At 69.6% G+C, this 12,801-nt stretch carries 15 protein-coding genes; 7 read left to right on the top strand and 8 right to left on the bottom strand.

Features of this window, described 5'->3' with window-relative positions:
• The 6 genes from IE136_RS28010 to IE136_RS27985 all read right to left on the bottom strand — a co-directional run.
• The coding region (locus IE136_RS28010) for an ATP-binding protein (protein WP_229819218.1) at positions 1-1,067 on the bottom strand (1,067 nt) is incomplete at its 3' end.
• 20 nt (positions 1,068-1,087) lie between these two features.
• Complete coding sequence (locus IE136_RS28005; RefSeq protein WP_158988746.1) at positions 1,088-2,641, bottom strand: SCO6880 family protein; 1,554 nt, start codon at positions 2,639-2,641, stop codon at positions 1,088-1,090.
• Complete coding sequence (locus tag IE136_RS28000; protein WP_158988747.1) at positions 2,638-3,969, bottom strand: hypothetical protein; 1,332 nt, start codon at positions 3,967-3,969, stop codon at positions 2,638-2,640. Before IE136_RS28000 ends, IE136_RS28005 begins: the two co-directional genes overlap by 4 nt.
• Positions 3,959-4,786, bottom strand: coding sequence for a hypothetical protein (locus tag IE136_RS27995; RefSeq protein ID WP_189601734.1), 828 nt, complete (start codon positions 4,784-4,786; stop codon positions 3,959-3,961). Before IE136_RS27995 ends, IE136_RS28000 begins: the two co-directional genes overlap by 11 nt.
• A 104-nt stretch (positions 4,787-4,890) precedes the next feature.
• Positions 4,891-5,199 carry a DUF8827 family protein gene (locus IE136_RS27990; RefSeq protein ID WP_024757447.1) on the bottom strand — a complete coding sequence of 103 codons (309 nt, stop codon included), beginning with the start codon at positions 5,197-5,199 and terminating at the stop codon, positions 4,891-4,893.
• 260 nt (positions 5,200-5,459) lie between these two features.
• Entirely contained in the window at positions 5,460-6,041 is a 582-nt protein-coding gene (locus tag IE136_RS27985) for a TetR/AcrR family transcriptional regulator (RefSeq protein WP_158988749.1), read from the bottom strand.
• 105 nt (positions 6,042-6,146) lie between these two features.
• On the opposite strand from IE136_RS27985, the gene IE136_RS27980 reads away from it, so the two are divergent.
• The 3 genes from IE136_RS27980 to IE136_RS27970 all read left to right on the top strand — a co-directional run bounded on the left by IE136_RS27980 (position 6,147) and on the right by IE136_RS27970 (position 9,067).
• Positions 6,147-7,010, top strand: a complete 864-nt coding sequence (locus IE136_RS27980; protein ID WP_268247965.1) for an NAD(P)-dependent oxidoreductase — start codon at positions 6,147-6,149, stop codon at positions 7,008-7,010.
• Positions 7,011-7,140: 130 nt separating this feature from the next.
• Positions 7,141-8,178: a C40 family peptidase gene (locus tag IE136_RS27975; protein ID WP_189601733.1), complete on the top strand. Its 1,038-nt coding sequence runs from the start codon at positions 7,141-7,143 to the stop codon at positions 8,176-8,178.
• 172 nt (positions 8,179-8,350) lie between these two features.
• Positions 8,351-9,067 carry a phosphatase PAP2 family protein gene (locus tag IE136_RS27970; RefSeq protein WP_158988751.1) on the top strand — a complete coding sequence of 239 codons (717 nt, stop codon included), beginning with the start codon at positions 8,351-8,353 and terminating at the stop codon, positions 9,065-9,067.
• A 73-nt stretch (positions 9,068-9,140) separates the two neighbouring features.
• Here IE136_RS27970 and IE136_RS27965 read toward each other — a convergent pair whose 3' ends face one another.
• Positions 9,141-9,305: a hypothetical protein gene (locus IE136_RS27965; protein ID WP_189601732.1), complete on the bottom strand. Its 165-nt coding sequence runs from the start codon at positions 9,303-9,305 to the stop codon at positions 9,141-9,143.
• Between the two features lie 130 nt (positions 9,306-9,435).
• Between IE136_RS27965 and IE136_RS27960 the strand changes: the two genes are divergently transcribed.
• Together IE136_RS27960 and IE136_RS27955 are read left to right on the top strand one after the other, a co-directional pair.
• The gene (locus tag IE136_RS27960) at positions 9,436-10,251 is read left to right on the top strand and encodes an SCO4651 family lipoprotein (protein ID WP_189601731.1); all 816 of its coding nucleotides are present in this window, start codon (positions 9,436-9,438) and stop codon (positions 10,249-10,251) included.
• A 101-nt stretch (positions 10,252-10,352) separates the two neighbouring features.
• Positions 10,353-10,547: a hypothetical protein gene (locus tag IE136_RS27955; RefSeq protein ID WP_158988753.1), complete on the top strand. Its 195-nt coding sequence runs from the start codon at positions 10,353-10,355 to the stop codon at positions 10,545-10,547.
• Positions 10,548-10,610: 63 nt separating this feature from the next.
• Here IE136_RS27955 and IE136_RS27950 read toward each other — a convergent pair whose 3' ends face one another.
• Entirely contained in the window at positions 10,611-10,958 is a 348-nt protein-coding gene (locus tag IE136_RS27950; protein WP_158988754.1) for a metal-sensitive transcriptional regulator, read from the bottom strand.
• 195 nt (positions 10,959-11,153) lie between these two features.
• Here IE136_RS27950 and IE136_RS27945 point away from each other — a divergent pair, with 195 nt between their 5' ends.
• Both IE136_RS27945 and IE136_RS27940 read left to right on the top strand, forming a co-directional pair.
• Positions 11,154-11,774 carry a DUF47 domain-containing protein gene (locus tag IE136_RS27945; RefSeq protein ID WP_158988755.1) on the top strand — a complete coding sequence of 207 codons (621 nt, stop codon included), beginning with the start codon at positions 11,154-11,156 and terminating at the stop codon, positions 11,772-11,774.
• 5 nt (positions 11,775-11,779) lie between these two features.
• Positions 11,780-12,778 (top strand): inorganic phosphate transporter, encoded by a 999-nt coding sequence (locus tag IE136_RS27940; RefSeq protein ID WP_158988756.1) that lies wholly within the window; start codon positions 11,780-11,782, stop codon positions 12,776-12,778.
• The last annotated feature ends 23 nt before the right edge of the window (positions 12,779-12,801 follow it).

Here is a 12,801-nt window from a genome sequence, read left to right as displayed (position 1 = left end):
GCCTCCCGGGCCGCGGCGCCGTCGACGACGTCCGAGAGGTGGTGCACCACGGCGACGAACGACAGGCCGAGCCGGCGGCCGAACTTCAGCAGCCGCTGGAACAGCTGGGCCACGAAGGGGCTGTTGATGATGTGCCAGGCCTCCTCGACCAGGAAGATGCGCTTCTTCCGGTCGGGGCGGATCCAGGTGTGCTCCAGCCACACGCCGACGATCGCCATCAGGATGGGCATGGCGATCGAGTTCCGGTCGATGTGGGACAGGTCGAAGACGATGAGCGGCGCGTCGAGGTCGATGCCGACGGTCGTCGGGCCGTCGAACATGCCGCGCAGGTCGCCGTCGACCAGCCGGTCAAGGACGAGGGCGACGTCCAGGCCCCAGGCGCGTACATCGTCTATGTCGACGTTCATCGCCTCCGCGGACTCCGCCTTGGGGTGGCGGAGCTGCTCCACGATGTCGGTGAGGATCGGCTGGCGGTCGGTGATCTGTTCGTTGACGTAGGCGTGGGCGACCTTGAGCGCGAAGCCCGCGCGCTCGTCGAGGCCGTGCCCCATCGCGACCTCGATGATCGTGCGGAGCAGCGCCAGCTGCCCCGTCGTGGTGATCGAGGGGTCGAGCGGGTTGAGCCGGATGCCGGCGTCGACGGCGACCATCGGGTCGAGGCGGATGGGGGTTATCCCCAGCTCCTGCGCGATCAGGTTCCATTCGCCGACGCCGTCCTCGCCCTGCGCGTCGAGCACGACGACCTGCCGGTCGCGGAAGCGCAACTGCCTCAGGACATACGTCTTCTCCAGCGCGGACTTGCCGTTTCCGGACTCGCCGAGGACGAGCCAGTGGGGGGCCGGGAGCTGCTGTCCGTACAGCTGGAAGGGGTCGTAGATGTAGCCCTTGCCGCTGTACACCTCGCGGCCGATGATCACGCCGGAGTCGCCGAGACCGGGGGCGGCGGTCGGGAGGTAGACGGCCTGGGCCTGTCCGGTCGAGGTGCGTACGGGCAGCCGCGTGGTCTCCACCTTCCCGAAGAGGAAGGAGGTGAAGGCTTCGGTGAGGGCGGAGAGTGGATCTCGCATGTGCACGGGCCCCTTAGCGGCTAGCGGCGGATGCCGGTCGCGAACGGCAACGTGTTCACAAAGGCCCGGTGGTGCTCGCGGTCGCACCACTCCAGCTTCAGATACGACTTGCCGGCGGAGGCCCTGATCGTGCGCTTGTCCCTGGCCAGGGCCTCGGGCGAGCGCGACGACACAGTGATGTACCCGACGAGGTTGACCCCCGCCGCGCCACTGGCGAGATCTTCACCCCGCTGGTCGAGCCGGCCGTGCGCGGCGATGTCGCGCGGGTCGACGGTGCGGTTCATCTTGGCCTGGCGGGACGCCTCGGCCTCGTCGTTGGTCTTTTCGGTGAGCATGCGCTCGATGGCGACCTCGGTGGGCTCCAGATCCATGGTCACGGCGACCGTGCGGATGACGTCCGGGGTGTGGACGAGGAGCGGGGCGAGGAAGTTGACGCCGACGGGGGTCATCGGCCACTCCTTCACCCAGGCGGTGGCGTGGCACCAGGGGGCGCGGGTGGAGGACTCGCGGGTCTTGGCCTGGAGGTAGGTGGGCTCCATGGCGTCGAGCTCGGCCGGCCAGGCGTTGCGTTTCGTCATGGCCTGGATGTGGTCGATCGGGTGGTCCGGGTCGTACATGGAGTGCACGAGGGAGGCGAGCCGGGACTGGCCGAGCGGCTGGCGGACCCTGATGTCGGCCTCGGCCAGGCGGGCGCAGATGTCAGTGAGTTCGCGGGCCATGACGACGGCGAGTCCGGCGTCGCGGTCGAGCTTGCGGGCGCCGGAGGTGTGACGGGCGGCGCGGGCCATCGCGTTGGCCTCGGCGGCCAGTTCGCGGGTGTAGTGCATGCAGGCCACGAGGTAGGCGCGGTGCTGCTCGCTGGAGGTGGAGACCATCGACTGGAGCTGGTCGTACGACTCCTGGAGCCAGGCCGGGGCGTTCGGGTCGCCGCGCTGGCCGACGTCCTTGGCGTGCGCGTCGGGGTCGGCGGGCAGGGTGCGGGCGAGCATCTGGAGGCGGGTGACGAAGCCGTCCCCGTTGGCGACGTGCTTGAGCAGCGTGCCGAAACGGTCCACCAGCGCTTCCTGGTCCTCGCTGTCCCGCAGTCCGACGCCGGGGCCCTCGATCTCGATGGCGGCGGTGACGGTGCGGCGGTCGGCGTGGAGGAGGACGGCGATCTCGTCGGGCCCGAAGGGGGCGGCCATCCAGCTGATCCGGCCGATGCCGGGGGGCGGGCCGACCTCGACCTCACGTCCGTCGAGCCGGGTGCCGGCCTCGACGGCGGTGGAGCGGTAGGCGGTACCGCGCTTCAGGCTCCGCTTGTAGCTGCGGTTGATCTCGAACCACTTGTAGAAGGTGCGGTGCTTGTACGGGACGTAGACGGCGGCGAGCGCGAGCAGCGGGAAGCCCATCAGCAGGACGATCCGCAGGGACAGGACGGGGACGATCAGTCCGCTCATCATGCCGAGGAACGCTCCGGCGATGATCAGCGCGATCTCGCCGGTCTCGCGGTTCTTGCCGACGATCGCGTTCGGCCGGGCGCGGCCGATCAGATACGTACGGCGGGGCGTGACCGGCTGGGACTGGGTCGTCAACGCCCTCCACCTCCAGAGTTCTTTCGGTTGCTGTGCGGGGTGCCTGATGTGGGGCTGCTGCTACGCGGCGGGGGTGCGGCGGAGGGGACAGTTCCGCCGCCTCCCCCACCCGCGCCCCCGCCCGAGCCGCCGCGGCTGCTGTGGGCGGCGACACCGCCGGCCAGGGGGTTCGCGGGCCGGGCGGGCCCGTTGCCGCCTCCGCCGCCCTGGCCGCCGTCGCTGCGTGTGCTGTGGGTCTTGATGCCCTGCGAGACGAGGGAGGCGGGGGAGGAGATGACGGCGGCGGCGGCGTTCTCACCGGCGCGGTGGAGCCGGTTGTTGCGGGAGGCGACTATCTCGTCGCCGAAGCCGGGCACGAAGCGGTAGATCATCGCGGAGGCGAAGATGGCCAGCAGGATGATGGCGAGGCCGGAGACGACGGCGGAGAACGAGTCGGGCCCGGTACCGGAGGAGAGCGCGCCGGCGAGTCCGAGGACGATGACGATGACGGGCTTGACGAGGATGACCGCGATCATGATCCCGGCCCAGCGGCGGACGTGGCCCCACATGTTCTTGTCGACGAGCCCGGAGTAGACGACGACGCCGAGCAGGGCGCCGACGTAGAGCAGGACGGCGCGGAGGAACAGTTCGAGGTAGAGCACACCGGCGGCGAGGACGGTCACCAGGGACACGATGATCAGCATGATCGGCCCGCCGCCGATGTCGTCGCCCTTCTGCAGGGCTTGCTTGAAGCTGCCGAAGAAGACGTCGGTCTGCTGGCCGGTACCGGAGGCGATGACTTCGGTGACGGCGTCCGTGGCGTTCACGACGGTGTAGAGGATGAGGGGCGTGAACGCGGAGGCGAGGACGGTGAGCCAGAGGAAGCCGATGGCCTCGGAGATGGCGGTGGTGAGGGGGACGCCGCGGATGGCGCGCTTCGCTACGGCGAGCAGCCAGAGGAGGAGGGTGAGGACGGTGGCGGCGGCGAAGACGATGGCGTAGCGGCTGAGGAACTCGAGGTTGGTGAAGTCGACGTCGGCGGTCTCCTTCACGGCCTGGGAGAGCTTGTCGACGATGGAGATGGCGGCGTCGGCGCAGCCACGGGCGAGGGAGGAGAGGGGGTCGAGGGCGGCGGTGGGGTCGTCGACGTTGGTACGGGAGCTGCCGGGTTCGCCGTTCTCGCAGTAGTCGCGTGCGGGACCGCGAATGAGGTCACACGGGTTGTTGCTCGGGCTGGGTGTGGGCGTCGGCGCCGCGACGGCGCGGTCGGCCTGCAGCACGACTGACGTTTGAACGGCTGTGGCGGCGGCTGCCATCGCCAGGACCCGAAGAGGGCGCTTACCGGGCATACGTGAACCCCCCGAACTGGTGCACAGCGTCTGCCATTTCCTCCGCGCCTGAGGCAGCCTGGTCACGACCGACTGGCACCGGACCATCCTTCTGGTCGAAGTCGGTCACCTTCCAGTCACCGCTGACCCACTCCAGCTGGTAGATGGTGGTGTACCAGCTCTCGGACACAGGGTTCTGGGACCCTTCACCCGCAAGGCCGAACAGTGACGAATACCAGACGGCGACGGTGGCTCGGTCGCTGCTGTAGCTCTCGATCTTCGATCCCACGGGGATGACCCGTGAGATGAACGTCAGCCCGGTGGGGGCTGTGCCGTCCTCCTTCAGACCAATGCGTGTGAGGAAGCCCTTGTCCGAGTAGACCCTGTCGAGGTCGCCCCGGCGCGCGGCCGCAACTGTGGGGGCATAGACCGCGTCGACGATCTCGTGACGGCGGGAGGCCGTGAACATCTCGGCGGAACCGAGAGGTACCGCGTAGTTCACCGCCGCGCTCTGGGCGCCCTGTTGGTCGTGGGCGAAGCCTGAGGGGATGTTGGCCGTTCTGCCTGTCACCGGGGGGACGCCTGTCGCTGCCGTTGGGGCTTCCGAGGCGGTGCCCGGGGGCTTGGCCTGGTCCCTGGTGGGGGCGTCGCCGTTGCCGCCGCCTGTGTTGGCGAAGGCGATGGCGGCGAGGAGGAGGACCACGACGCCGACCACCGTGATGAGCGAGCGCGAGCTGCGGGCCGGGGCGCGGCGGGGGGCGTCGCCCTCGGGGAGGCGGGTGCGGGTCTGGCCGGAGCCGCCGAAGCCGTCGTCGTCGTTGTCGTCGCCGAGGCTCATGACGGGTACGCCCCCTCAACCGTTCGCGGGTACGACAGAAGCCGTGCTGGTTTCCGCGCGGGCGCGGTGTGGTGACTGGACATCAGGGAACGTGACCTCGGTGGTTAGACAGCCATCCCGTACACGATCGTGAACAGCGTCCCCAGTGATCCGATGATGAAGACCCCGGTCAGACCGGCGACGATCAGGCCCTTGCCCTGCTCGGCGCTGAACGTGTCCCGGAGGGCGGTCGCGCCGATGCGCTGCTTGGCCGCGCCCCAGATGGCGATGCCGAGGCAGAGCAGGATGGCCACGGCCATCACTACCTCGATCATCACCTTGGCCTCATTGCCCAGGCTCCCAAAAGGCCCCCAGTTCGGGGCGATTCCACCGATGATGGTGGTGATGTCGCCCTTCTCGGCCGCCAGGTACATGTAACTCACCGCCCCTGTTGGGTAGTTCGTCGCCCTTGCCTCATGGCATGGGTCATCGCCCTATCTTCGCTGATGAAACCGCTCGCGTGTGACGGCTTGACGGCTCTCTTTACCCGATTCCCGCACACGTGGCCGATCCGACCGTCTTGACCTGCGGCGGTGTGGCCGGTTTCCATGCGAAGAAGCGTATGGTCACTCTGTGTATCACGGAGGGTGACTCCGGGCAATGACTGTCGTTGTTGCACTCTTGGGGGTGGTCGTCAGGCGTAGGAGGCGACCAGGCGCGAGAGGTGGCGGCCGGCCAGGAGCAGCGGGGTCTCCGAGCGGGTGACCTGGGCGGTGACTTCGGCGCCTTCCAGGGTGTTGATGACCGTCGCCGCGAGGTCGCGGGCCTCGGGGTCCGGGAAGCCGCAGCCGAGGAGCTTGTCGGCGACCAGGTTCTGCCAGGCCAGCAGGGCTTCGGCGCAGGCGCGTTGGATGGGGTTGTCCGTGCCGAGCGTCTCCAGGGCGGCCGCGGTGACCGGGCAGCCGTCGGTCCAGCCGGAGGTGCGGAGTTCCTTCGCCAGGATGCGGGCGCAGGCGTCGACGGCCTCGGCGGGGTCGTCCTCGCCGTCCAGGGCGGTGCGCAGGACCGCGGCGAACTCCTCGCGGCCGTGCTCCATCGCCGCGACCGCCACGGCTTCCTTCCCGCCGGGGAAGAAGTGGTAGACGGAGCCGAGGGTGGCCTCCGCCTCGGTGGCGATCTGCTTGATGCCCGTGCCGACGTAGCCCTGGCGCTGGATGAGGCGGGAGGCGGCGACGACGATCCGGTCCCGCGTGGAGCCGGTGGTGCTGGTCTGCATGGGGTGAGTGTAGCGAGCCGCTGAGTAGAGCGTTCGTTTTAGAGCTGTGCTACGTTCTTGGCTCCACGCTAAATAGAGCGTTCGTTTTAGAGAGAGGGGATTGCCGTGGGCAACTCCGTCACCGTCATCGGGCTCGGTCCCATGGGCCGTGCCATGGCCGGCGCCTACCTCGACCAGGGGTACCGCGTCACCCTGTGGAACCGCACCGCAGCCCGCGCCGAGGACCTCGTGCGGCGGGGCGCGGTCCTCGCCCCGTCCCCCGCCGAGGCGGTCGCCGCCAACGAGGTCGTGGTCGTCAGCCTCACCGATCACGCGGCCCTGTACGCCGTCCTGGACGAGGTCGCCCCCGCCGCGCTGGCCGGCAGGGTCCTCGTCAACCTCAGCTCCGACACCCCGGGACGGGCGCGGGAAACGGCGGACTGGGCGCGGGAGCGCGGAGCGGTCCAGCTCACCGGCGGGGTGCTCGTGCCGCCCTCCGGCATCGGAGCCGCCGGCTCCTCCGCCTTCTACAGCGGTCCGCGTGAGGTCTTCGAGGCCCACCGGCCCACCCTCGAAGTCCTCACCGGCACGGACTACCGCGGCGAGGATCCCGGTCTCGCCGCGCTCTTCTACCAGCTCAACATGGTCATGTTCTGGACGGCCCTCAGCGGCCACTGGCAGGCCCTCGCCCTCGCCGACGCGTACGGGATCAAGGCGGCCGACCTCCTTCCGTACTCCGTCGGCGCCCTGGACATGAAGCGGTTCCTGGAGTTCTACGCACCGCGCGTCGACGCGGGTGACCACTCCGGCGACGTCGACCGTCTCGCGATGGGCCTGGCCAGCGCCGAACACGTCCTGCACACCGTCACGGACGCGGGCGTCGACGGAGCCCTTCCCGCCGCCGTCGTCGACCTCTTCCGCCGTGGGGTCGAGGCCGGGCACGGGCAGGACAGCTCCTCCAGCCTGGTGGAGGTGCTGAAGCGGAAGTGAGCCGTGCCCGGCCGGCTCGGTGAGGCGCGAGGCGGACACCCCCGATGCGCCCCCTTCGTCCACCCACGCGATCCCGGGCTCGCCGCTTAGACTGGCGGCGGGACTGCCAAGAGCCGAGGGGTGGTTGACGGTGCGTAAGGCGGGCGCTGGGGGCAAGGCGTGGCTGGTGGCCGGTGGGGTCTTCGGCGTGTGCCTGAGCTTCGTCGCGCTGCTCGTCGTCGGGACGTACTCCGCCGCCGCCGGGCTCCTCGGGGGCGCGGGTGACGCCAAGAACGGCACGGTGGGGCTGGCCAAGGGGGCCGTGCCGGCCGCGTACCAGGGGCTGGTGCAGCGGTGGGGGAACCTCTGCCCCGCCATCAACCCCGCCCTGCTGGCCGCGCAGCTCTACCAGGAGAGCGGCTGGAACCCGAGGATCGTCTCGCCGGCCAACGCCATGGGCATCGCCCAGTTCATCCCCGGCACCTGGGCCGGTCACGGCATCGACGGGGACAAGGACGGGGACCGGGACGTCTGGGACCCGGCGGACGCGATCCCGTCGGCCGCCTCGTACGACTGCGAACTGGCCGGCTACGTGAAGGACGTGCCCGGCGATCCGACGAACAACATGCTCGCCGCGTACAACGCCGGGGCGTACCGGGTCATCAAGTCCGGTGGGGTGCCGCGGATCAGCGAGACGCAGAACTACGTGCGGATCATCCGCTCCCTGGAGAAGAGCTTCGCCCGCCCCCTCGGCCGGGTCGAGCCCTCCAAGCAGGCCGCGGGGGCGATCTACTTCGCCCAGCAGAAGCTCGGCACGCCGTACCTCTGGGGCGGCACGGGAACAGCCGCGCAGAATGGCCGATTCGATTGCTCCGGGCTGACCCAGGCCGCGTACCGGACCGTCGGGATCAAGCTGCCGCGCGTGGCCAACGACCAGTACAACGCGGGCCCTCACCCCTCCCGCGGCGAACTGCTGCCCGGGGACCTCGTGTTCTTCTCCGACGATCTGACGAACTCCCGTGCCATCAGGCACGTCGGCATCTACGTCGGCGGCGGATACATGATCGACGCCCCGCGCACCGGAGCCGTGATCCGCTTCACCAAGATCGACACACCGGACTACTTCGGAGCGACGCGGGTCACTCAGGAAGGCGCGGCGGCGCTGCCGACCGACCCGGCGCGAACCTGACCATTGGCCGGAACTCTCCCTAAACCGCAGGCCCTGAGCTGCGACGACGTGTCACTCTTGGGTAACGTCAGGGTGATCTTCAGGGAAGAGCGGAACGCACGCCTCAGGCGGTTCGTTCCCTGATCCGACCGCCCACGGTCGACTCATGTGACAAGGCAAGGGGCCGCAGCAGATGTCTGGACTCGCATCGGACGGTTCGAACCCCGATGTCAGCGTGCTCTACGACATCAACGGCCTGGCGAAGGACGCCCCGCCGTGGTTCGACCGCGTCATGGAGTTCGTAGGCGAATACGGGATCATGCTCGGGCTCGTGCTCGTCGCGCTCTGGTGCTGGTGGAGCGTCCGCCGGCGCGGCACCCTCGGTGACTCCGTCTCCGCGCTCGCGGGCCTCGTCTGGGCGCCGCTCGCCGCCGGTGTGGCACTGCTCGTCAACATCCCCATCCGCGGGTTCGTCGAGCGGCCACGGCCGTTCAAGGACCATCGGGGGCTCGAGGTCCTCGTCGACGGCAAGACCGACTACTCCTTCGTCAGCGACCACGCCACCATGGCCATGGCCATCGGCGTCGGACTCTTCGTCGCCCACCGCAAGTTCGGCCTCGCCGCCATCGCGCTCGCCTTCGCCGAGGGCTTCTGCCGGGTCTACATGGGTGTGCACTACCCCACCGACGTCATCGGCGGCTTCGCGCTCGGTACGGCGGTGGCGCTGCTGCTCGCCCCGCTCGCCCACGCCCTGCTGACCCCGCTGGTCTCCGCGATCGCCCGCTCGAAGCACGGTGCCCGGCTCGTCCGCTCCAGGCACGCCGTCGAGCGCTGCCCACTGCCCGAGACGCTCGGCATCCCCGAGCCCCGGCTCGGCTCCGGCAACGGCGAGAACGGCCTCGCGGCCTAGGTGTATTGATCACGAGCGTTGCCGACAGTCGCGGGTCTTCCTCATGGCGAAGACCTGCCGGCCGGGCCGCCCGCTAGTGCGCGGGGGCCTGCTGGGCAGTGGCCTCGTGCGCCGCCGCGTCCGTACGGGCCCGCTCGCGCGATCTGCGCGCCGGGCCCGTCCAGCCGCAGCTGCACCGGGCCATCGCGAACGAGCCGCGTTCCATGGTCGTCGTGTGATGTGGGGACTGCTCGTGCACGCAACCACGGTACTGCGCGTGACGGGCCGCCGACGCCGTCGTTATCCGTGGGGGTCTCCCCACGCCCGCCGGAACCAGGGCAGGGCGGATCCCGGGCAAGCGGCGGTACGGCGTTGGGGGTTGGCAGGCGATGGTGGAGCGGAGCGGACGCACGGGCGGGGCGTGGGCCGTCGCCGCGGCTCTGATGGTCGGCGCGTGCGCGGCCCCCCAGGCCGCCGAACCGGGCGCCGAGCCGGGTGGTGATCCGGCGACGAGCGTGCGGCAGGCGGCCGAGGTGCTGAGCCGGGCGGGCACCTCCAAGGCGAGTACGAGCATGGAGATGGCGTCCGGCGGGACCCGGGTGACGATCCGCGGCGAGGGCGGCTACGACTTCCGCCGGTGTACCGGGCACCTGGAGGTCGTGCTGCCCAAGGACGCCGCCGGGGCCAGTGAGCACCGGCCCATCACCGAGCTCCTCACCCCGGGCGCGCTGTACATGAAGAACCGCGGCGCCGGAGTCCCCGCCGACAAGTGGGTCCGGGTGGACACCGCCGCCCTTCACGACGGCAATCTCGTCACCAACGGGGCCACCGACCCGGCCGTCGCCGCCGAACTGCTGCGCGGCGCTCAGCAGGTGACCTACGTCGGTGAGGTCGAGCTCGCCGGGGTGCGGGTCCACCACTACCGCGGGGTGGCGGACCTCGCGGTGGCCGCCCGGACCGCGTCCCCGCAGGTGCGCGGGGCGCTGGCCGCCGCGGCGAAAGGGTTCGCCAAGGACGCCGTCCCGTTCGACGCGTATCTCGACGCCGAGGGGCGGCTGCGCAAGGTGCGGCACCAGTTCAGCTTCGCCAACCAGGGCCGTACGGTCGCGGTCGCGTCGACGACGCTGCTCTACGGCTTCGGCACCCCCGTCGACGTACGGCTGCCGAGCCGTGAGGACATCTACGCCGGGAAGATCAAGGCGTAGGACCCGCCACCTCCGACCAGACCCAAATGGTCCGGACGTGTCATGCGTGGTGCGTGGCCCGCTCCCTACGCTGGGAGACCGACGCCGGCAGGAAGAGGTGAATGCGCGTGGCTCCGTCCAGTACCGCGACAGTGCCCACCGAACAGGACCGCGTCGCTCTCGCCGAGATCGAGCTGTGCGGGGAGCTGATCATCGCGGCGTCGGCGGCCGACGGGGAGCGCCTCAGCGCGGACCGGATCGACGAGGTGCTGAGAGTGGCCGCCGAGCGCGAGGCCCACGACGGCCGCGGCCGCTGATCGGGCGGCCGGGCCGGGGCGGGGGCGCTCAGGTACGCGTCACGCTCGTGCGCCTCACGTCGCTCAGGTGCGCATCATCCGTGCGATGGCCTTGGTGGCCTCCTCGACCTTCGCGTCGATCTCGTCGCCGCCCTTCGTCGCCGCGTCGGCGACACAGTGCCGCAGGTGCTCCTCCAGGAGCTGGAGCGCGAAGGACTGCAGGGCCTTCGTGGACGCGGAGACCTGGGTGAGTATGTCGATGCAGTACGTGTCCTCGTCGACCATCCGCTGCAGCCCGCGGATCTGGCCCTCGATGCGCCGGAGCCGCTTGAGGTGCTCGTCCTTCTGCTTGTGGTAGCCGTGCACGCCGTGATCGTGGCCGGCCGGCTCGACGGTGTCGGGGGTGACCTCGGCCGCCTCGGTGGTCGTCATCGCGTCCTCCCGCTGTCCAGAAAAGGGTCTGTATACCCCTCGTGGGTATATGGTACCGATCCCCGCCAGGTCGCGGCGGGGGCCCGTGCATGCCACTGTGCCTGATGGGCGACACTGAGGGGACGCCGGTTAGCCGTGGCCGGATGATGCGCCTAGCATCAGCCTGACCGAAACCCAGCACCCCGAGGACCCCACGTGCGATTTCGTCTGACCCCCAGGGAGACGAGCTTCTACGACATGTTCGCCGCGTCCGCGGACAACATCGTCACGGGCTCGAAGCTCCTCATGGAACTGCTCGGAGCGGACATGTCCGCCCGGGCCGAGATCGCGGAGCGGATGCGGGCAGCGGAACACGCCGGTGACGACGCCACCCACGCGATCTTCCACCAGCTGAACTCCTCTTTCATCACGCCCTTCGACCGCGAGGACATCTACAACCTCGCCTCCTCCCTCGACGACATCATGGACTTCATGGAGGAGGCCGTCGACCTGGTCGTCCTCTACAACGTCGAAGAGCTCCCGAAGGGTGTCGAGCAGCAGATCGAGGTGCTGGCCCGCGCCGCGGAGCTGACCGCCGAGGCGATGCCGCACCTGCGGACGATGGACAACCTCACCGAGTACTGGATCGAGGTCAACCGGCTCGAGAACCAGGCCGACCAGATCCACCGCAAGCTGCTCGCCCACCTCTTCAACGGCAAGTACGACGCCATCGAGGTGCTCAAGCTCAAGCAGATCGTCGACGTGCTGGAAGAGGCGGCCGACGCCTTCGAGCACGTGGCGAACACGGTGGAGACCATCGCGGTCAAGGAGTCCTGAGCTTCGTGGACACCTTCGCCCTGATCGTGACCATCGGTGTCGCGCTCGGCTTCACGTATACGAACGGCTTCCACGACTCGGCCAACGCCATCGCCACCTCCGTGTCGACCAGGGCGCTGACCCCGCGGGCGGCGCTGGCGATGGCCGCGGTGATGAACCTCGCCGGTGCGTTCCTCGGCAGCGGGGTCGCCAAGACGGTCAGCAAGGGCCTGATCGAGACGCCCGAGGGCGACAAGGGGATGGGCATCCTCTTCGCCGCGCTCGTCGGCGCGATCATCTGGAACCTGGTGACCTGGTACTTCGGTCTTCCGTCCTCCTCCTCCCACGCGCTGTTCGGCGGCATGGTGGGCGCGGCGCTGGCCGGTGGGACCGAGGTGATCTGGTCGGGCGTGCTCGACAAGGTCGTCATCCCGATGTTCATCTCGCCGGTCGTCGGTCTGGTGGCCGGTTACCTGGTCATGTGCCTGATCATGTGGATCTTCCGCAGGGCCAACCCGCACAAGGCCAAGCGCGGCTTCCGTATCGCGCAGACGGTGTCGGCGGCGGGCATGGCGCTCGGCCACGGTCTGCAGGACGCCCAGAAGACGATGGGCATCGTGGTGATGGCCCTGGTCATCGCCGATGTGCAGCAGGCGGGCGACGACATCCCGGTGTGGGTGAAGGTCGCCTGTGCCGTGATGCTCTCGCTCGGTACGTACGCGGGTGGCTGGCGGATCATGCGGACGCTCGGCCGGAAGATCATCGAGCTGGACCCGCCGCAGGGGTTCGCGGCCGAGACGACCGGTGCGTCGATCATGTTCGGCTCGGCGTTCCTGTTCCACGCCCCGATCTCGACGACGCATGTGATCACCTCGGCGATCATGGGCGTGGGCGCGACGAAGCGGGTGAACGCGGTGCGGTGGGGGGTCGCGAAGAACATCATCCTGGGGTGGTTCATCACGATGCCGGCGGCGGCGCTGGTCGCGGCGACCAGCTACTTCGTGGTGAAGCTCATCTTCGGCTGACCGCCTCGGAACGCATACGGGCC

Source organism: Streptomyces lateritius, from assembly GCF_014649715.1.
GTDB lineage: Bacteria > Actinomycetota > Actinomycetes > Streptomycetales > Streptomycetaceae > Streptomyces > Streptomyces lateritius.
Note: the sequence above shows the minus strand (reverse complement) of the source record. Positions and strands in the feature narration are given on the sequence as shown.

Bases quoted from the DNA above. Each gene is read 5' to 3' on its own strand.
- IE136_RS28000 (WP_158988747.1), bottom strand. From the start codon at position 3,969: ATGCCCGGTAAGCGCCCTCTTCGGGTCCTGGCGATGGCAGCCGCCGCC.
- IE136_RS27995 (WP_189601734.1), bottom strand. From the start codon at position 4,786: ATGAGCCTCGGCGACGACAACGACGACGACGGCTTCGGCGGCTCCGGC.
- IE136_RS27990 (WP_024757447.1), bottom strand. From the start codon at position 5,199: ATGTACCTGGCGGCCGAGAAGGGCGACATCACCACCATCATCGGTGGA.
- IE136_RS27985 (WP_158988749.1), bottom strand. From the start codon at position 6,041: ATGCAGACCAGCACCACCGGCTCCACGCGGGACCGGATCGTCGTCGCC.
- IE136_RS27970 (WP_158988751.1), top strand. From the start codon at position 8,351: ATGTCTGGACTCGCATCGGACGGTTCGAACCCCGATGTCAGCGTGCTC.
- IE136_RS27960 (WP_189601731.1), top strand. From the start codon at position 9,436: ATGGTGGAGCGGAGCGGACGCACGGGCGGGGCGTGGGCCGTCGCCGCG.
- IE136_RS27955 (WP_158988753.1), top strand. From the start codon at position 10,353: ATGCGCGTGGCTCCGTCCAGTACCGCGACAGTGCCCACCGAACAGGAC.
- IE136_RS27950 (WP_158988754.1), bottom strand. From the start codon at position 10,958: ATGACGACCACCGAGGCGGCCGAGGTCACCCCCGACACCGTCGAGCCG.